Origin of the sequence: Micromonospora sp. DT178 (assembly GCF_049841695.1) — a bacterium.
In the GTDB taxonomy this organism is placed as follows: Bacteria; Actinomycetota; Actinomycetes; order Mycobacteriales; family Micromonosporaceae; genus Micromonospora.
This window is the reverse complement of record NZ_JBNCKV010000010.1, coordinates 32,942-51,364: the sequence shown is the minus strand read 5'-3', so window position 1 is coordinate 51,364 and position 18,423 is coordinate 32,942. Positions and strand designations below refer to the sequence as shown.

At 74.6% G+C, this 18,423-nt stretch carries 16 protein-coding genes and 3 pseudogenes; 7 read left to right on the top strand and 12 right to left on the bottom strand.

What is annotated here, in order from left to right:
- Positions 1–50 precede the first annotated feature (50 nt).
- Entirely contained in the window at positions 51–599 is a 549-nt protein-coding gene (locus tag ACLQ22_RS19730; protein WP_425693600.1) for an Hsp20/alpha crystallin family protein, read from the top strand.
- Between the two features lie 23 nt (positions 600–622).
- Entirely contained in the window at positions 623–1,729 is a 1,107-nt protein-coding gene (locus ACLQ22_RS19725; RefSeq protein ID WP_425693762.1) for a glycosyltransferase family 9 protein, read from the top strand.
- A gap of 128 nt (positions 1,730–1,857) precedes the next feature.
- On the opposite strand, the gene ACLQ22_RS19720 is transcribed toward ACLQ22_RS19725, so the two are convergent.
- The 3 genes and pseudogenes from ACLQ22_RS19720 to ACLQ22_RS19710 form a co-directional block, all read right to left on the bottom strand.
- Positions 1,858–2,736: a glycosyltransferase family 2 protein gene (locus ACLQ22_RS19720; protein WP_425693599.1), complete on the bottom strand. Its 879-nt coding sequence runs from the start codon at positions 2,734–2,736 to the stop codon at positions 1,858–1,860.
- Positions 2,733–3,626 (bottom strand): annotated as a pseudogene (rfaE2, locus tag ACLQ22_RS19715) (D-glycero-beta-D-manno-heptose 1-phosphate adenylyltransferase); the annotation flags it as partial. The pseudogene rfaE2 and the gene ACLQ22_RS19720, both read right to left, overlap by 4 nt.
- 203 nt (positions 3,627–3,829) lie before the next feature.
- Positions 3,830–4,643, bottom strand: a pseudogene (locus ACLQ22_RS19710) (PfkB family carbohydrate kinase); the annotation flags it as partial.
- A 115-nt stretch (positions 4,644–4,758) separates the two neighbouring features.
- Between ACLQ22_RS19710 and ACLQ22_RS19705 the strand changes: the two are divergent.
- Both ACLQ22_RS19705 and ACLQ22_RS19700 read left to right on the top strand, forming a co-directional pair.
- Positions 4,759–5,319: a type 1 glutamine amidotransferase domain-containing protein gene (locus ACLQ22_RS19705; RefSeq protein ID WP_425693598.1), complete on the top strand. Its 561-nt coding sequence runs from the start codon at positions 4,759–4,761 to the stop codon at positions 5,317–5,319.
- Positions 5,320–5,422: 103 nt separating this feature from the next.
- Complete coding sequence (locus tag ACLQ22_RS19700) at positions 5,423–7,090, top strand: MDR family MFS transporter (protein ID WP_425693597.1); 1,668 nt, start codon at positions 5,423–5,425, stop codon at positions 7,088–7,090.
- 133 nt (positions 7,091–7,223) lie between these two features.
- On the opposite strand, the gene ACLQ22_RS19695 is transcribed toward ACLQ22_RS19700, so the two are convergent.
- Complete coding sequence (locus ACLQ22_RS19695) at positions 7,224–7,715, bottom strand: NUDIX domain-containing protein (protein ID WP_121397023.1); 492 nt, start codon at positions 7,713–7,715, stop codon at positions 7,224–7,226.
- A gap of 98 nt (positions 7,716–7,813) precedes the next feature.
- On the opposite strand from ACLQ22_RS19695, the gene ACLQ22_RS19690 reads away from it, so the two are divergent.
- Positions 7,814–9,448, top strand: a complete 1,635-nt coding sequence (locus ACLQ22_RS19690) for a fatty acid--CoA ligase (RefSeq protein ID WP_425693761.1) — start codon at positions 7,814–7,816, stop codon at positions 9,446–9,448.
- Between the two features lie 205 nt (positions 9,449–9,653).
- Here the strand turns inward: ACLQ22_RS19690 and ACLQ22_RS19685 are convergent, their stop codons facing one another.
- From ACLQ22_RS19685 to ACLQ22_RS19650, 8 genes and pseudogenes are all read right to left on the bottom strand, one after another.
- The gene (locus tag ACLQ22_RS19685; protein ID WP_425693596.1) at positions 9,654–10,670 is read right to left on the bottom strand and encodes an NADPH:quinone reductase; all 1,017 of its coding nucleotides are present in this window, start codon (positions 10,668–10,670) and stop codon (positions 9,654–9,656) included.
- Positions 10,671–11,260: 590 nt separating this feature from the next.
- Positions 11,261–11,914 (bottom strand): HAD family hydrolase, encoded by a 654-nt coding sequence (locus ACLQ22_RS19680; RefSeq protein ID WP_425693595.1) that lies wholly within the window; start codon positions 11,912–11,914, stop codon positions 11,261–11,263.
- Positions 11,915–11,960: 46 nt separating this feature from the next.
- Positions 11,961–12,851, bottom strand: coding sequence for an SCO6745 family protein (locus ACLQ22_RS19675; protein WP_425693594.1), 891 nt, complete (start codon positions 12,849–12,851; stop codon positions 11,961–11,963).
- Between the two features lie 192 nt (positions 12,852–13,043).
- Positions 13,044–13,731 (bottom strand): annotated as a pseudogene (locus ACLQ22_RS19670) (FKBP-type peptidyl-prolyl cis-trans isomerase).
- Positions 13,732–13,818: 87 nt separating this feature from the next.
- Positions 13,819–14,463 (bottom strand): DUF4241 domain-containing protein, encoded by a 645-nt coding sequence (locus ACLQ22_RS19665; RefSeq protein WP_425693593.1) that lies wholly within the window; start codon positions 14,461–14,463, stop codon positions 13,819–13,821.
- A 73-nt stretch (positions 14,464–14,536) separates the two neighbouring features.
- On the bottom strand, positions 14,537–14,884 hold the full coding sequence (gene trxA / locus ACLQ22_RS19660) for a thioredoxin (protein ID WP_425693592.1): 348 nt from the start codon (positions 14,882–14,884) through the stop codon (positions 14,537–14,539).
- Positions 14,854–15,246: a MerR family transcriptional regulator gene (locus ACLQ22_RS19655; RefSeq protein ID WP_425693591.1), complete on the bottom strand. Its 393-nt coding sequence runs from the start codon at positions 15,244–15,246 to the stop codon at positions 14,854–14,856. The genes trxA and ACLQ22_RS19655 overlap by 31 nt, the downstream gene beginning before the upstream one ends.
- Before the next feature lie 155 nt (positions 15,247–15,401).
- Positions 15,402–16,418, bottom strand: a complete 1,017-nt coding sequence (locus ACLQ22_RS19650; protein WP_425693590.1) for a Ku protein — start codon at positions 16,416–16,418, stop codon at positions 15,402–15,404.
- Between the two features lie 86 nt (positions 16,419–16,504).
- Between ACLQ22_RS19650 and ligD (ACLQ22_RS19645) the strand changes: the two genes are divergently transcribed.
- A complete protein-coding gene (gene ligD, locus ACLQ22_RS19645) occupies positions 16,505–17,446 on the top strand; it encodes a non-homologous end-joining DNA ligase (RefSeq protein WP_425693589.1) in 942 nt (313 codons plus the stop codon).
- On the top strand, positions 17,436–18,350 hold the full coding sequence (gene ligD / locus ACLQ22_RS19640; protein WP_425693588.1) for a non-homologous end-joining DNA ligase: 915 nt from the start codon (positions 17,436–17,438) through the stop codon (positions 18,348–18,350). The genes ligD (ACLQ22_RS19645) and ligD (ACLQ22_RS19640) overlap by 11 nt, the downstream gene beginning before the upstream one ends.
- The last annotated feature ends 73 nt before the right edge of the window (positions 18,351–18,423 follow it).

Here is an 18,423-nt window from a genome sequence, read left to right as displayed (position 1 = left end):
GCGGATCATCGAACTCGGCGGGGCATGAGCGAGCGCAGCGGAGGATCGGCATGAGCGAGCAGAGCGGCGGGGCCGGCCGGGGCTGGCGCGGCCGGCAGCAGGGCTGGGATCCGATGGGCGAACTCCAGTCCCTGCGTTCGGAGCTGCGCCGGCTGGTCGGCGGCCGGACCGGGCCGCCGGACGTCGAGATGGCCGAGACCGCCGACGGCTGGGAGGTCGTCGTGCGGCTGCCCGGGGTGGCGCCGGAGGAGGTGGCCGTCGAGGTGGACGACCGCGAACTCTGCGTCCGGGCCCGCTCCGAGGCCGAGGTCAACGCCGACCACGGCATCCCCGGCGGCTTCGAGACCCGGGGCTTCGAGTACCGGGTCGACCTGCCGTCCCGGGTGGACCCCGACAGCATCGACGCGGTCATGGACCACGGCCTGCTCCGGGTGCGGCTGCCGCGGGCCGCCCGGCCCGCGCCGCGCACCATCACCGTCGGCCGCACCGGCCCCCGATCCGCCGGCCCCGACGGGGGTACGCCGAGCGTCGTCGACCCGGCCGCGGACCGGGAGATGCACCACCCGGACATCGCCGTCGGCGAGACCGACCGGCCGTAACGAGCCGCGTGGGCACCCCGAGGATGCTCGGCCCGGCCGCCGGGCGCGTGCCCGGCGTCGAGCGGATCGCCGTGCTGCGCGCCAACGCGCTCGGGGACTTCATCTTCGTCCTGCCGGCGCTGGACGCGCTGCGGGCCGCGTACCCGGAAGCGGAGATCGTGCTGCTCGGCGCGCCGTGGCACGCGAAGCTCTGGCGCGACCGGCCCGGGCCGGTGGACCGCGTGCTGGTGGTGCCGCCCGCGCCAGGGATCCGGGGCCCGGATCCGGGCGAGCCGGAGTCGGCGCCGGACGACTTCCTCGCCGCGGCCCGTGAGGAGCGCTTCGACCTGGCGGTGCAGCTGCACGGCGGCGGCGCCAACTCCAACCCGTTCGTCGGTGCCCTCGGCGCGCGGGTCACCGCGGGACTGCGGGCCGAGGACGCGCCGCCGCTGGACCGCTGGATCCGGTACGTCTACTACCAGCACGAGGTGATCCGCTACCTGGAGGTGGTCGGCCTGGTCGGCGCGGGCGCCACCACGATCGTGCCGGCGCTGACCGTGACCGACGCCGACCGGGCCGAGGCGGCCAAGGTGCTCGGCCCGGCGGAGCGGCCGAGGGTGGCGTTGCACCCCGGCGCCACGGACACCCGCCGGCGGTGGCCCGCCGAACGCTTCGCCGAGGTGGCCCGCGAGCTGGTCGGCGACGGGTACGAGGTCCTGGTCACGGGCACCCCCGCCGAGCAGGAGGTGGTGAACCGGGTGGTCGTGGCGGCCGGGGTGCCGGTCCGGCCGCAGGTGGGCACGCTCAGCCTCGGCGGGCTGGCCGGCTGCTACGCCGGCTGCGAGCTGGTGGTCTCCAACGACACCGGGCCACTGCACCTGGCCGCCGCCGTGGGCACCGCGACCGTCGGCATCTACTGGGTCGGCAACCTGATCACGGTGGCGAACCTGCTGCGCGGCCGGCACCGGCCGATCAGCTCGTGGACGGTGCTCTGCCCGGTCTGCGGGGTGGACTGCACCCCGGGCATCTACCCGCACCGCCCCGGCGACGGGGAGTGCCCGCACCGGGACTCCTTCGTCACCGACGTGCCGGTGGTCGAGGTCCTGGAGGCGGCCCGGGAGCTGCTCCGCCCGGAGCCCGGCGCCCCCTGAACGCCTCGCGTCCCCCGGCGCCGCTGCGCCGCAAGCTCCGGGGCCGCCGCGCCGCGCCTTCCGGCACGCCGCGCCGCGTGCTCCGGGGCCGCGGCGGTCGGCCGCTGCCGGAGGCCGCGCCGCCGCCCTCAGGCCGGCTGGGCCGTCTCCTCCTCGGCGAGCACGACCTCCCACGCCTCCACGTCCCGGTCGGTCACGGTGGTCGGCGACTCCAGGTGGTACGCGCCGCTCGGCAGGACGCCGGCGCCGCCGAAGCGCGCCAGCACGGCGAGCTGGGCGGCGACGTCCTCGCCCTGGTGCTTCTCGTGCACCCGCCGCCAGAAGTCGAACCCGCCGGAGTCGACCAGCTTCGCCCGGTCGTAGAGCACGCAGCCGCCGATCCAGGACACCTTGTACGCCCGCCAGGCACCCGCCGGCAGGTCACGCTCGCGCGTGACGTGCAGCAGGTTCGCCGCCGAGTGGATCGACGCCCGGTCCCACTGCGGGGTGCCCGGCCGGATCCGCTCCGGGGTGGGCGGCCCGGTCCACTCCTCGTAGTGCCGGTGCGTCTCCGGCCGGACGTCGTCGGCGTACGACAGCCCGTGCACCGCGTTGCCGACGAAGCCGCAGCCCAGTTCCTCGATGGCGGTGACCAGCCGGCGCAGCGTCCCCGGCTCCAGCCAGACGTCGTCGTCGAGGCAGAGCACGTACCGGGCGGCGGACGCGGCCAGCAGGTACGCCCGGTGCTCGGCCAGCCCGCGCCGGGGCAGCCGACGGGTCAGCAACACGGGGTGCCCCCGCTGGCGCAGCACCCGGACCATGGTGGCCGCCGCCGGGTGCCGGTACGCGGCGTCGCCGTCGGACTGGTCGCTGACGACCACCCCGAAGCCGGGCACGCCCTCCTGGGCGGCCAGCCCGGAGAGGGTGACCGCCAGCTCGGCGGGGCGGTTGCGGGTCGGGATCAGCACGTCGAGCAGCCGGTCCGCGCGGAACCCCCCGGCCGCGCCGAGGTCGAGCGGGCGGCTCACGACGGCTTGCTCGTCAGGGAGGTGTCCTCCTGGGGCTCCTGGCCGTGCGCCCGGATCCGGTCGATGATCGCCGAGGTGGACCGGTCGGGCACGTACCCGAGGGTGCGTACCTGCCCGCCCAGCCGGCGCACCAGCGGCGCCTCCGGCACCATCTCCGGCGGGTAGTCGCCGCCCTTGACGTACACGTCGGGGCGGACCGTCTCGATCAGCCCCGCCGGGGAGTCCTCCTCGAAGACCACCACGTGGTCGACGCACGCCAGCGCGGCGAGCAGGGCGATGCGGTCCTCGACCGGGTTTACCGGCCGGTCCGGGCCCTTCAGCCGGCGTACGCTGCCGTCGGAGTTGACCGCCACCACCAGCAGGTCGCCGAGCGCGCGGGCCTGCTCCAGGTAGCGCACGTGGCCGCGGTGCAGCACGTCGAAGCAGCCGTTGGTGAAGACGATCGCGCGGCCCGCCCGGCGGTGCTCCGCGACGAGCGCGGCCAGCTCGTCGGTGCCGACCAGTGCCCGGTGGCCCGCCCCGTCGACCGGTGCGTCCAGCGCGACGAGCAGGTCCTCCCGACGGCACACGCAGGTGCCGGTGTCCGAGACGGTGATGGTCGCGGCGAGCTGGGCCAACTGGGCGGCGGTGGGCAGCGGCGCGTCGGCGGCCAGCGCCAGCGTCATCGCCGCCAGGTACGCGTCGCCCGCCCCGACCGCGTGGCTGGCCGGCACCGGGGTGCTGTGGCTGCGACGGGGCTCGCCGTCCGCCCCGCCGACCACCGCGCCGTCGGTGTCCAGGGTCACCGCCACCACGTCCGCGCCGGTGTGCGCGCGCAGCTCGGCGAGGCGGGACTCGGCCAGCACGGCCCGGTCGACGCCCGCGCCGGCCGTGGCGTTCACGGTGACGCCGGTACCGGTCACGGTGAGCCCGTCCCCGGTCATCGCCACCCGGCCCTCGCCGGCCGTCGGCTCGCCGGTCGCCCCGAGCCCGGCCAGGCCCGCCGTCAGGCCGGCTGCGCCGTCGGTCGGGCCCGCCGTGTCGCCGGTGCGGCCCGTCGTGTCGCCCGCGCCGCCGGCCAGGTCCGCTGCGCCGCCGGCCAGGTCGGACGCGGCGGAGCGGTGGGCGTCCTGGTGCGGCCCGCCGCCGGGGGCGACGCCCACCGTGAGTTCGGAGGGGCCGTCGGCCGGGTCGCCGTCCGGGTGGTCCAGGTGCAGCCCCGCACCGGCCGCCGGGCGGGCACCGGCGGCCCGGGCGAGCAGCCGGGTCGCCTCGGCGAAGCTGGGGGTCACCACCGTCGGGGCCAGGCCACGCCAGTCGGCCAGGTCGTGGGCGTCCAGCGCGACCGTCGCGTACCGCTCCCGGTGGGTCACCAGCCAGGCGCGCACCGGTGCGGGCAGCGCGCCCAGCCCGTAGTCGCAGACCACCAGGGTGGGCGCCTCGCCACCCGCGGCGCGCAGCTCCTCCGTGGCGCAGTCCAGCGCGGTGAGCAACCGGCCCACCCCGTCGGCGTCGAGCGCGTCGTCGGCGTCGCCGGAGTCCTCCCGGAGCAGGATCTGGTTGCCGGCCAGCATGCGCCGCTTCACCGGCGTCGGGCGTGCGGGCTGGTTGACCGTACGGTCCCAGACGCCGGCTCGGTCCAGACAGTCGTGCAGTTCGTCGCCGGCGACGTCCGCGCCGACCGGCGCCACCAGCACCGCCCGGCCCCCGAGCGCGGCGACGTTGACGGCGGTGTTCGCCGCCCCGCCGGCCGCGGAGATCCGGCGGCGCAGGGTGAGGACCGGGGCGGGTGCCTCCCGGCACAGCCGGTCGGACTCGGCGAAGCGCCACTCGTCGAGCATGGCGTCGCCGACCACCAGGACGGGACGACCCAGCCAGCCCTCCACCACCGCGGCGAGCCGGCGCTGTTCCGCTGCTCCTCCTGCCATGCCGTCCCGGGTCCCCCGGGGCATCCGGGCCAAACCTGCCGCCGCCGGGGAGGGGTTTCGGGCACCGGGCCCCGGGAAGGGACGGACGGTACCCCCGGAGAGGAGAGACACCGAGATGGCAGCGACGACACTTCAGGGCAAGCGGATCGCGTTCCTGGCCGCCGACGGCGTCGAGGAGGTCGAGTACGTCCAGCCCCGCGAGGCGGTGGAGCAGGCCGGCGCCACGGTGGAGCTGGTCTCGCTCAAGCCCGGCACCATCCAGTCCTTCAACCACCTGGACCAGTCCAAGACGTACGACGTGGACGCGACCGTGGCCGACGCGGACGCCGGCGGCTACGACGCGCTGGTGCTGCCCGGCGGGGTGGCGAACCCGGACTTCCTGCGGACCGACGCGGACGCGGTGCGCTTCGTCAGGGCGTTCTTCGACGCCGGCAAGCCGGTCGGGGTGATCTGCCACGGGCCGTGGACGCTCATCGAGGCGGACGTGGTGCGGGGCCGCCGGCTCACCTCCTGGCCCAGCCTGCGCACCGACCTGGCCAACGCCGGCGCGGACTGGGTCGACGAGCAGGTCGTCACGGACGGCGGTCTGGTCAGCAGCCGTAAACCGGACGATCTGCCGGCCTTCTGTGCCAAGATCGTCGAAGAGTTCGCCGAGGGCCCGCACTCGTCCCGCTGACCGATCGTTGGTCGTGAGGTCGGTGGCCGCCACCGGCCTCACGACCGACGAGGTGCCCGCCGGTCCGCACGCATGTTTCGGGTGAGCGGGGAAAGGAGGCGGGATGACCACGGAAGCCCCGGCGCTCGGCGGGCGGCAGATCCGGCTGCTGATGTTCGGCCTGATGACCGGCATGCTGCTGGCCGCGCTCGACCAGACCATCGTCGGCACCGCGCTGCCGACCATCGTCGGCGAGCTGGGCGGGATCAACCACTACTCGTGGGTGGTGACCGCGTACCTGCTCGCCTCCACGGCCTCGACGCCGCTCTACGGCAAGATGGCCGACCTGTACGGGCGACGCCCCGTCTTCCTCTTCTCCATCGGCACGTTCCTGCTCGGCTCGCTGCTGGCCGGCCTCTCGCAGGACATGACCCAGCTCATCGTCACCCGGGGGATCCAGGGCCTCGGCGCCGGCGGCCTGATGACGCTCGCGTTCACCATCATCTCGGACGTGGTGTCGCCCCGGGAGCGCGGCCGCTACCAGGGCCTGTTCGGGGCGGTCTTCGGCCTCTCCTCGGTCGCCGGCCCGCTGGTCGGCGGCTACTTCGCCGAGACCGACTGGCGGTGGATCTTCTACATCAACGTGCCGCTGGGGATCCTGGCGATCATCGTGTGCTCCCGGGTGCTGCGGCTGATCCCGTTCACCCGGCGCGACCACTCGATCGACTGGCTCGGCGCGGCGCTGCTGGTCGCCGGGGTGAGCTGCCTGCTGCTCGCGCTGAGCTGGGGCGGCAACGAGTACGCCTGGGGCTCCGGGGTGATCATCGGCCTCTTCGTCGCGGGCGCGGTGCTCGGCGTACTCTTCGTGCTCCAGGAGGCCCGGGTGGCCGAGCCGATCCTGCCGCTGCGGCTGTTCCGCAGCGCCACGTTCGCGTTGGCCAACTCGGCCGGCTTCGTGCTCGGCCTGGTGATGTTCGGCTCGATCATCTTCATCCCGCTCTACCTCCAGATCGTGCGGGGCGCCTCGCCCACCCGCAGCGGCCTGTTGATGCTGCCGATGATGGCCGGCATCATCGTCACCTCGGTGCTTACCGGCCGGGCGATGAGCCGGATCGGGCGGTACAAGTGGTTCCCGGTGTCCGGCGCGGCGGTGCTGCTGGTCGGCATGCTGCTGTTCACCCGGCTGGAGGTGGACACCTCGCTCTGGGTGGCCTTCGGTTTCATGGTCGTGATCGGGGTCGGGCTGGGGCTCTGCATGCAGTCGCTGATCCTGGCCGTGCAGAACTCCGTGTCGATGCGTGACCTGGGCGCCGGCACCTCGTCGGCGACGTTCTTCCGGTCGCTGGGCGGCTCGTTCGGCGTCGCCATCCTCGGCGCGGTGCTGTCGTCGCGGCTCACCTCGGAACTCGCCGACCGGCTGCCGGGCGCGATCGCCGTACTGCCGCCCGAGCAGCAGGCCGCCGTCGCGGCGAGCGGCGGGGCGGACGTCTCGGTCAACGACCCGGCGACCATCCTGGCGCTCCCCGCCCCGGTGCGCGCGGCCGTCCAGGCGGCGTTCGTCGAGTCGCTACACCTGGTCTTCCTGACCACCGGACTGATCGCGATCGTGGCGGTGCTGGTCACGCTGGCGCTGCCGAACGAGAAGCTGCGCGGCGCGGGCCCGGGCGGCGCCACGGGCGGCACGGACGGCCTGGGCGGCGAGGGCCCGGCGCCCGGTGGCAAGCCGCTGTCCAAGGAGTCGAAGCAGGAGGCCGCCGCCGAGATGGAGGCGAAGAGCCAGACGATGCTCTGAGCCGGGCCGGCGGAGTCTTGCGCGCGGCTCTGTGCCGGGCCCGGCGGCCTGGCGTGCGGCTCTGCGCCGGGCCGGCGGGCCTTGCAAGGCTCTGCGCCGGGCCGGCGGGGCCGGCCGTGAGACGCCGCCCGGCCTACTTGAGGATCAGCCGGTTGGTCTGCTCGAAGACGTCCAGGTCGGCGACGGTTTCGGCGACGCTCGCGGAGAGCGGGGCCGGCAGCTGCGCCCGGTGGAAGAAGCCAGCGTCGGTCGTCTCGTCGGTGACCCGGGTCAGCTCGCCGTCCCACTCGTCGACGCGGAACGCGGTCGTGAAGATCTGGTACGTGTGGCCGTACATGTTGGTGTGGGTGCGGTCCGGGCCCGTGTAGAGGGCGAAGGCGCTGACCCGCAGCGCGCGCAGCCCGGTCTCCTCGCGTACCTCCCGGACGGCGCAGTCGGCGATCGACTCGCCCAGCTCCATCGCCCCGGCGGGCAGGGCCCACTGCCCGTTGTCGGAGCGCTGGATCAGCAGGAGGCGCCCCGCGTTGTCGCGGACCACGGCGCGGGCGCCGACGAACATCAGCGTCCGGTCACCGGCGAGCGCGCGCAGCTGTCCCACGTACGAATCGGCCCAGGAGATGCTCACCCGGACAATTTACGGGGGCCGTCCGGGGACGACCGGATTTCCAGGGTTCCCAACCTGTGACCGCCGACACTACTTTGTTACCCATGCGTAGCACGATGATGGACGCCCCGCTCCAGGTCTCCCGGATCCTGCATCACGGCACCACCGTGCACGGCACGGCGGAGGTGGTCACCTGGACGGGCGGCGAGCCGCGCCGGATGACGTACGCCGAGGTCGGGCGGACGGCGGCCCGGCTGGCCCACGCGCTGCGCGCCGAGTGCGGTGTCACCGGCGACGAGCGGGTCGCCACCTTCATGTGGAACAACGCCGAGCACCTGGTGGCGTACTTCGCGGTGCCCAGCATGGGCGCGGTGCTGCACACCCTCAACATCCGGCTCTTCCCCGACCAGGTCGCCTACATCGCCAACCACGCCGAGGACCGGGTGGTGCTGGTCGACTCGACGCTCATCCCGCTGCTGGCCCGGGTCATCGGCGAGATGACGACGGTGCGGCACGTGGTGGTGGTCGGCGGCGGCGACCCGGCCCCGCTCACGGCGGCGGCCGGCGACCGGATCGCCGTACACCACTGGGACGCGCTGCTGGCCGACCGCCCGGACGTCTTCGACTGGCCCGAGGTGGACGAGCGTGACGCCGCCGCCCTCTGCTACACCTCGGGGACCACCGGCAACCCGAAGGGCGTCGCCTACTCGCACCGCTCGATCTACCTGCACTCGCTCCAGGTCTGCATGCCGGAGGGGTTCGGCCTCGGCCCGACCGACCGCGAGCTGGCCATCGTGCCGATGTTCCACGCCATGTCGTGGGGCCTGCCGTACGCGGCCTTCCTCTCCGGGGCGTCGCTGATCATGCCGGACCGGTTCCTCCAGGCCGCGCCGATCGCCGACATGATCGCCGCAGAGCGCCCCACCCTGGCCGGCGCGGTGCCGACCATCTGGAACGACCTGCTCGCCCACCTGGACGCCCACGACGTGGACAGCTCCTCGCTGCGGGAGGTGATCGTCGGCGGCTCCGCCTGCCCGCCGGCGCTGATGCACGCGTTCGCCGACCGGCACGGCATCGACGTCATCCACGCCTGGGGGATGACCGAGATGTCCCCGCTGGGCTCGGTCTCCCGGCCGCCGGCCGGCGCGACCGGCGAGGAGGCCTGGCGCTACCGCTACACGCAGGGCCGCGTGCCGGCCGGGGTGGAGGCCCGCATCGTCGGCCCGCTGGGCGAGCCGCTGCCCGCCGACGGGGCGTCCGTCGGCGAGCTGGAGGTCCGTGGGCCGTGGGTGACCGCGCGGTACGTCGGCGACGACGTGCCGGACGAGGAGAAGTTCCGCGACGGCTGGCTGCGTACGGGCGACGTCGGTACCCTCTCGCCGGACGGCTACATCACGCTCACCGACCGGGCCAAGGACGTCATCAAGTCCGGCGGCGAGTGGATCTCCTCCGTCGAGCTGGAGAACGCCCTGATGGCCCACCCGGCGGTGCTGGAGGCCTGCGTGGTGGGGGTGCCCGACGAGCGCTGGGGCGAGCGGCCGCTGGCCACGGTGGTGCTCCGCGATCCGGCGGCGGCGTCGGTCGAGGAGCTGCGGGAGTTCCTCGCCGGGTCGGTGGCCCGCTGGCAGTTGCCGGAGCGCTGGGCCGTCATCGACGCGGTGCCCAAGACCAGCGTCGGCAAGTTCGACAAGAAGGTGGTGCGTTCCCGGTACGCCGGGGGCGAATTGAGTGTCCGGGAGCTTACCGTCCCGTAACGTTCTCAGGCGCACCGTCGCCTGTTGGGGTAGGGACCACTCCTGAATCCCTCCCCAGGGGCGGCCCCGGCGTTCGCACCGCGCCGGGGCCGCCCGCTCCAATGCGGTTACCCGCACCGTCATTGTTGCGAAACTTGTTCGCCTCTGTGCCCACTACCGGGAAATTTGCCCAGCTCAGAAGGCTTTTCGGCCCCCAGGTCGGCCGTCACTCGCCCTCGCTGGTGGTGATCAGCACCTTCCCGACCACCGAGTTCTCCACCGCCTGGTGCGCCGCGGCGGCCGCCGAGAGCGGGTGACGGTGCAGTGGCAGCCCCGCGTCCTCGCCCACCCGGATCCCGCCCTGCGCCGCCGCGGCGGCCACGTCCACCACCGCCTGGGCCTTGGCCGCCTTCGGCTCGGTGTAGACGAGGACGAACTGGAACCGCGCGTTCGGCGCCATCAACGGGCGGATCGGCAGGGTCACCTCGTCCCCGCCGTCGTCGGCGTAGACGCAGACCGCGCCGCCGCGCCGGAGCAACTGGACGTCGACGGCGGCGTTGCGCGCCGCCGAGACCTCGACGACGGTGTGCACCCCGTCGGGGGCGATCTTGCGGACCTCCTCGACCACGTCCTGCTCCCGGTAGTTGACCACGAAGGACGCGCCGGCCGCCGCCGCCAGCTGCGCCTTCTCCGGGCTGCTGACGGTGGCGACCACGCACGCGTCCGCCCAGCGGGCGAGCTGGATGGCCGCGTTGCCCACCGCGCCCGCCCCGCCCTGCACGAGCACCGTGTGGTCGCTGAGCGCGCCCGCGTGCAGCCTGTCCGGCGTGTACTCGCCCGCGGTCAGGCACCGGTGCGCGGTGAGGAAGGGGATGCCCAGGCAGGCTCCCAGGTCGAAGGAGGCGTCGCCGAGGGTCACCGCCTGCCGGACCGGCACCACCGTGTACTCGGCGGCGGTGCCCCAGGGCCGCTGCCACGCGGCCTCCCACAGCCAGACCCGCTCGCCGGCCAGTTCCCGGTCGACGCCCTCACCGACCGCCTCGATCACCCCCGCGCCGTCCTGCCCGGGCGTCTGCCAGTCGCCCGGCATCGGCCCCTGCCGGCGTGCCTTCCAGTCCGTCGGGTTCACCCCCGACACGGCCACCCGCACCAGGACCTCGCCGGGGCCCGGCTCCGGCACCGGCCGGTCGACCAGTTGCAGCACCGAGGCGTCGCCGGTGCGCTCGTACACGATCGCCTTCATCCCCGTCTCCTCACCCGGCGGCCCCGGCCGGGGCGCCGTCGGCTGCGGTACCCGACGGAACCGCGCTCATGCCGACACCGACCCGGCGGAACCGGACGACCCGGCACCCCACCGGCCCCGGCACCCGGAGGGAACGGCCGCCGCGCACCGCTGCCGACACCGACCCGGCGGAACCGGACAACCGGCAGCCCACCGGCCCCGGCCACCCGGAGGGAACGGCCGCCGCGCACCGCGACCCACTCCGCGCGAGGGCGACAGCGACGCGCGAGCCCGCCGCCTGCGGCGGCGACGCGCCGACCCCACTGCCCCCGGCGCCGAGCGAGGCTGTGACGGCGACGGCGACGGCGCCGGCGCCGGTGGCGCGCGAGCCCGATATCCCGCGACGGCGGCGTGGCGCGGAGCCCACTGCCTGGGCAGTAACGCGCGAGCATCTCGGTGATCAGGGCGGCATGGACGTTACCCGGCGGTTTTAGGGTCCATGGGGTCCTGATCACCGTTGGTCGGGCGGGGTGTCCTGGCTTACGTTGCGGATCAAGCGGACAATTCGGGGCGGGCGGTTGTGCCGAGACTGGCGGCGGCGTCGAGCCTGCCTACCCGAGCCGGTCCACGGTCTCCGGGGTCAGCTCCCCGACCGAGCCCACCACCAGCGCCGCGAGCCGCTCGGCGTCCGGGTCCAGCGGGTACGCCCCGTGCGGCACCGCCACCACCGTCATCTGAGCGGCGGCGGCCGACCGGACGCCGTTGGACGAGTCCTCCACGGCGACGCAGCGGGTCGGGTCGACGCCCAGCCGCTCGGCGACCGCCAGGTAGACGTCCGGCGCCGGCTTGCCCCGCGCGGTCTCCTCGGTCGACAGCGTGGCGCCGAACGCGTCGGTCAGGCCCGTCGCGGCCAGCGCCGCCGCGATCAGCCGGGTCGGCGACGAGCTGGCCAGCCCCAGCGGCCACCGTTCGGCCATCCGGCGCACGACCTCGTCGGCCCCGTCGATCAGCGGTACGCGGGCCGCGTACCGCCGGGTCATCTCCTCGACCACCTCGGCGGCGACCTGCTCGGCGCTGCGGTCGACGCCCAGTTCCCCGCTGAGGTACCGGGCCCACTCGCCGGTGCTCATGCCCATCAGCCGGCGCTGGGTGTCGGGCTGCCAGGTCCCGCCGTGCGCCGCGACGTACGCCCGCCGGACCTCCTCCCAGACCGGCTCGGAGTCCACGATCACGCCGTCCAGGTCGAAGACCACCGCATCCGCCACGAACCCATCCTGCCCCATCGGTGGCGTCCGGGCCGGCGGGCGGGGGTCAGGTCCGCAGCGCGGGCAGGCCGATCGGGTTGCCCTCCGGGATGACGGTGTGGGCGGCGCGGGCGATCGGTTCGAGCAGCTCCCGCAGCCGTTCGGTGCGCTCCGGGCCCAGCGTCCGCCACGGGCGGGCGGCGGCGGCGTCGGTGGCGTCCTCGATCGCCTGGAAGCGGGAGCGGCCCTGCTCGGTCGGCTCCCCGTCCGGGGTGAGCCAGCCCCGCTCGGCCAGCCGGGCGCGGGCGGCGGCCCACTGCTCCTCCGACCAGCCGCGCCCGAGCAGGTTCAGCGGGGAGATGTCGACCGCGACCCGCCAGGCCAGCGTCTCCACCGGGTCGAGGTCGGCCGCGACCAGCGCGGCGATGTGCCCGTCGCCGCGCTGCTCGCGCAGCGTGGTGGCGGCCTGCCAGAGCCGGGCCAGCGGGTACTCGCCGCGCGGCAGGGCGGCGTTGGCGGCGCCCAGCACCCGGCCGGCGGGCTCCGCCTCGGTGGCGGCGGCCTCCAGCAGCTCGGCCGCCTCGACCAGGTGCGACTCGGGCAGCTCGTAGGTCAGCTCGGCCAGCGCCTGCACCGCGCCCGTGAGCCGCGCCCGCAGCGCCTCCTCCGGGGTGGCCAGCCGCCAGACGGCCGGCAGCGCCCGCGCCACCGTGTGCGGGGCGAAGTTGAAGAACGCCGCGGTCACCGGCGCGGGCTCGGCGGGCCCCAGCGGCGCGGCCCGGCCGGCGAAGTAGCCGCGCCAGAAGCCCCGCAGCCCGACCGCCTCGAAGGCGGCCCGGGCGCGGGGGTGGAAGTAGGTGATCGCGTGGACCGGCTCGTAGTGGGTCCACAACACCCGAGCGGTCCGCCCCGCGTCGTCCAGCGCCGTCACGTGCACCTCCGCGTCCGGTCCGGTCATCACCCCGGGCGGCCGGACCGCCCGGGGTGACGCTGAACCTACTGCCGGTGGCTGAGGGGCCGGAAGCCCTGTGTGGGCTACTACATCAACGGCGGGCGACATCCCGGGCGAACCGGGCCGCTATCGCGGGGCAACGGCCCGGTCACGAGGTCCGACCGGGCCGGTTCGCGGGTCACTGGGCCGGTTCGCGGGTCACTGGGCCGCGAGCACGTCCACCACGAAGCGCAGCGGGCCGGCCGGGCGGCCGCCGGCGGCGTTCTCGCCGTACGCCAGCTCGGCCGGGATGTCGAGCTGGACGCGGCTGCCGACGGTCACCCCGACGAGGCCCTGGTCCCAACCCGGGATGACCTGGCCGACGCCGATGGCGAAGGTCGCCGGCTGGCCGCCGCTCCACGACGAGTCGAACTCCTTGCCGTCCTTGTAGAAGACGCCGACGTAGTTCGTGGTGATCGTCTGGCCCTTCTGCACCGCCGGGCCGGTGCCCTTGATCAGCGGGGTCACGGTGAGCTTCTTCAGCTCGCCCTTGCCGGCGGCGACGGTCGGCTTGCTGCCCAGGGCCGGGTCCGCCCCCTGCGGGAGCTGCGGGGCGGGGGGCGCGTCGGCGGCGGGGGCGCTGGCGGACGGGGCCGCCGACGGGGCGCCGGCCGTCTGGTCCTTGTCGCCGTCGCTGTTGCGCCCGATCGTCACGAAGACGGTGATCAGCACCGCGACCACGGCGACCCCGGCGAGCCCGCCGGCCCAGGCCTGCCGGCGGCGCTTCGCCTCGGCCGCCTTCTGTGCGGCCAACTGGGCGGCCAGCCGCCGCTCCGACTTCTGGGACCGGTTCTGCGTACGCTCGCTCACGGCGTCGACTCCCTGCTGCGAAGGTGGTGGCCGGCATCGGAGTGCCGGGGGAAAGCCGACGCACACGGTACCCGCCCGGCCGCCCACCGCGCCGCCTCGACCGTGGCCGCTCCGGCCGCACGGGTCACGCCGGCCCCGGCACCACCATGAAGTCGGTCACGAACGAGGTGACCCGGCCGTCGGCGGTCCGCCCGATCCAGGTGCCGTAGCAGCCGTCGCCCCAGCCGGACCAGACCGTCACCACGTTGGCCCCGGTCGTCTCGTCGAGCACCGCGGCGACGTGCCCCGGCACCGGCCCGCCGGTCGGCTCGTCCGCGACGAAGACGTCCGTGACCGCGTCCTCGTCCCACGCCTCCAGGGCGGCCAGCGCGGTCGGGTCGGCCAGGGTGCCGATGCCGGTGTCCACCCCGTAGCCGAACCACCCGTCGGGCTTGAGGGTCGAGACGTCCTGGTCGCCGACCAGTGCCATCTCCCAGTGGACCGCCGGCTCGTCGTGGATCACCAGTTCGAGGGCGGCCACCCGCCGGTCCGCCTCGGTGTCCTCGCCCCGTACCACCGCGACCCAGGCCCGCGCCGGGTAGCGGCCGGGGGCCACCCCGACCGTGAACGGTTCGTCCTCGGGGCAGGCCACCGGGTCGCAGCCCACGACCTGCCCCGTCGGCAGCACGACGTCGCCCACCGGGTGCACCTCCATGACGTACGTGGCGTGCTCGTCGGCGAAGCGGGCGCCGGGCGTCAGCAGCCGGTGCAGGTCGGGGGTGTACGGCATGGGGTTCCTCTCGCGGCGGGGGCCGGCGGAGCGTACCCGCGGTGGACCTTGCCGGGCGAGACCGCCCGCGGGCTCAGCCGTCGAGATGCCGGGCCAGGGCCTGGCGCAGGTGGTGCTTCGGGCGGGAGCCGACGATCGTGGCGACCACCTCGCCGTGGCGGAAGACCAGGAGGGTGGGCAGGGACATCACCCCGTAGGTGCGGGTGGCCGTCGGGTTGGCGTCGGTGTCGATCGTGGCGACGACCATCCGCCCGGTGAACTCCGTGGCGAGTTCCGCGAGGCTGCGGGAGATGGCCCGGCACGGCGGGCACCAGTCCGCCCAGAAGTCGACCACCACCGGCCGGTCGGCGGCGAGCACCACGGTGGCGAAGGTGTCGTCGGTGACGACGGTCAGCGAGCCGTCCGGCGCAGTCTCGAGCATGTTTCCTCCCGGTGGGTGATGGCGTGGGCGAGCTGGTCGCGCAGCTCCCGGCGGACCTCGTGCAGCCGGTCGATGCCGGCGTCGACCTCGGCCAGCTTGCGCCGCAGCACGGCCACCGAGTCGGGGCAGACGTGACCGGAGGCGTTGCCGGCCCGCAGGCAGGCGACGAACGGGCGGATGTCGTCCAGGCCGAAGCCCACCGCGAGCAGCGCCCGGATCTCGCGTACGACGTGGAGCTCCGCCTCGTCGTAGACCCGGTATCCGTTGGCCGAGCGGGCCGCCCGGACCAGGCCGTGCGTCTCGTAGTAGCGCAGGGCCCGGGTGCTCGTGCCGGCGCGTTCCGCCAGCTCACCGATCAGCATCCGACCTCCCTCGTCCGACCCGACCGACGCTAGACCTTGTCACCGGCGTCAAGGCAAACGTCGGACCGCGAAGGCGCCGGCCCGGTCGGCGGTGAACGCGCCGTGCCTTCGGCGTACGCCACGCCTCCGACCGGCGGGGACGCGACCCGCCGGGGTCAGGCGGTCTTGCGGGCCGTTTTCTTCGCGGCGGCCTTCTTGGCGGCGGGCTTCTTCTCGCCCTCGGCGGCCTTCTTCGGGGCGGCCTTCTTGGCGGCGGCCTTCTTCGGCGCGGCCTTCTTCTCGGCGGTCTTCCTGGCCGGGGCCTTCGCCGCCTTCGTCTCGGCGGCCTTCTTCTGCGCCGAGCGGGCGGCCGAGATCGGGGTCGGCTCCCCGCCGCCGCCGGCCGGCGCCTCGCCCCGGGCGGAGCGGGCGCGCTCGACGGACGCCTTCAGCGCCGCCATCAGGTCCACCGCCGCGGCCGGGGCCTCCTCGACCTCCTCCGGCTGGACCACCTCGCGGCCCTCCACCTTGGCGTCGATGACCTCCTGGAGGGCCGCCCGGTAGTCGTCGGTGAAGGCGTCCGGCTCGAACTCGCCGGCCATCGAGTCGATGAGCGAGCTGGCCATCGCCAGCTCCGGCGGGCGGACCTTCAGGTCCTCGTCGAGGAAGCCGAAGTCGGGCTTCCGGATCTCGTCCGGCCAGAGCATGGTGTTGAGCAGCAGCACGCCCTCGCGGACCCGCAGCGTGGCGAGCTGCTCCCGCTGGCGCAGCGCCACCTTGACGATCGCCACCCGCTCCGAGTCGGCGAGCGCGTCGCGCAGCAGCACGTACGGCTTGGTGGCGGTGCCCTCCGGCTCCAGGAAGTACGCCTTGTTGTAGAGGATCGGGTCGACCTGCTCGGCGGGGACGAACTCCAGCACGTCGATCGCGCGCGAGCTGGACAGCGGCAGCTCGGCGAAGTCCTCGTCGGTGAGGATCACCATCTCGCCGCCGCCGATGTCGTAGCCCTTGGCGATGTCGTCGTAGGTGACCTCCTCGCCGCAGACCTGGCAGGTGCGCTTGTAGCGGATGCGGCCGCCGTCCTCCCGGTGCACCTGGTGGAAGCGGATGTCCTTCTCCTCGGTGGCCGAGTAGAGCTTGACCCCGATCGAGACGAGGCCGAACGAGACGGCTCCCTTCCAGATGGCCCGCATCCCCGTGCTCCTCTCGCCGGTACAGCCCAGGATCGCAAAAGATCGAAGGCCACGCGAGCGCTTCCGTGCGCAAGTACAGTCGGAACGTGCCCGGCGCGCCGCTCAAGCCGATGCTCGCGATGACCGGGCAGCTCCCGGCGGGTGCCGGCTGGGCGTACGAGTTCAAGTGGGACGGCGTCCGCGCGCTCGCCGACATCTCCGGCGGCCGGCAGCACCTGTACGCCCGCAGCGGCGTGGAGATCACCGCCGCGTACCCCGAGCTGGCCACCCTGCACGAGCAGGCGGGTGACGTGCTGCTCGACGGCGAGGTGGTGCTGCTCGGCGAGACCGGCCAGCCCTCGTTCACCGCCCTGGCGGAGCGGATGCACGTCCGGGACCGGAACAAGGCCGCCCGGCTGGCGGCGGTCGCCCCGGTGACGTACATGATCTTCGACCTGCTCCGGCTCGACGGCGAGGACCTGACCGGCCGGTCGTACGCCCGCCGGCGGGAGGCCCTGGACGGCCTGGCGCTCGGCGGCGCCCGGTGGGCGGTGTCGCCGCTCTTCGGCGACGGCCCGGCCACCTACGAGGCGGCCGGCGAGCACGGCCTGGAGGGGGTGATGGCCAAGCGGGTCGACTCGGTCTACCGGCCGGGCGTGCGCTCGCCGGACTGGGTGAAGGTCAAGCTGGAGGTCACCGGCGACTTCGTGGTCGGCGGCTGGCGGCCCGGAGCGCGCAGGATCGGCGGCCTGCTGGTCGGGGTGCCGCGCCCGGACGGGCGGCTCACCTACCGGGGGCGCGTCGGCGGCGGCATCGGCGCGGCCATCGAGCGGGAGCTGCTGCGCGAGTTGGAGCCGCTGCGCGTCGGCGCGTCGCCGTTCGCGGGCGACGTGCCGCGCGAGGATGCCCGGGGCGCGATCTGGGTAACACCCCGGGTCGTGGTGGAGGTGAAGTACGGCCAGCGCACCCCGGACGGGCGACTGCGGTTCCCCCGGGTGCTCCGGCTGCGGCCGGACAAACCCGCCGAGGAGGTCGACGATGCCGGCTGAGCGTTTCCGGGTGGACGTGCAGGGACGCGCGCTGGAGCTGTCCAACCTGGACAAGGTGCTCTATCCCGACGCCGGGTTCACCAAGGGCGAGGTGATCGACTACTACACCCGGATCGCCCCGGTGCTCCTGCCGCACCTCGCCGACCGGGCGCTCACCCGGATCCGCTTCCCCAACGGGGTCACGGGCGGCTCCTTCTTCGAGAAGAACGCCCCCGCCGCCACCCCCGGCTGGGTACGCACCGAGACGCTGCCCGCGCCCGGGTCCAGCAAGGGCCGGGACACCATCGACTACGTGGTCGCCGACGACCTGCCCACCCTGGTCTGGCTGGCCAACCTCGCCGCGCTGGAGCTGCACACGCCGCAGTGGAAGGTCGGCGAGCACCCCGACATGATGGTCGTCGACCTCGATCCCGGGCCGCCGGCGGCGCTGCGCCAGTGCTGCCAGGTGGCGCTGCTGATGCGCGACCGGCTCGCCGAGGACGGCATCGACAGCTACCCGAAGACGTCCGGGAAGAAGGGCATGCAGCTCTGCTGCCCGATCGCCGGCACGCAGTCCTCGGACCTCGTGTCCGACTACGCCAAGCAGATCGCGCAGGAGCTGGAGCGGGCGCACCCGAAGCTGGTCGTGTCGAAGATGGCGAAGAACCTGCGGCCGGGCAAGGTCTTCATCGACTGGAGCCAGAACAACGCCGCCAAGACGACGGTGTCGCCGTACTCGCTGCGGGCGCAGTCCGTGCCGTCCGTCTCCACCCCGCTGACGTGGGACGAGGTCGAGGCGGGCGCGGCGGGGAAGCGGCCGGCGACCAAGCCGTACACGGCGGGGGAGGTGCTGAAGCGGGTGGAGAAGCAGGGCGACCTGCTGGCCCCCCTGCTCGACGGCGGCCCCGAGCTGCCCGCCGGCTGACCACCGGCACCGGACGACGTCCGCCGGCTCCCGCCGCCAGCGCGCCGGCGGCGTCGCCCGTTCGCCGAGGCGA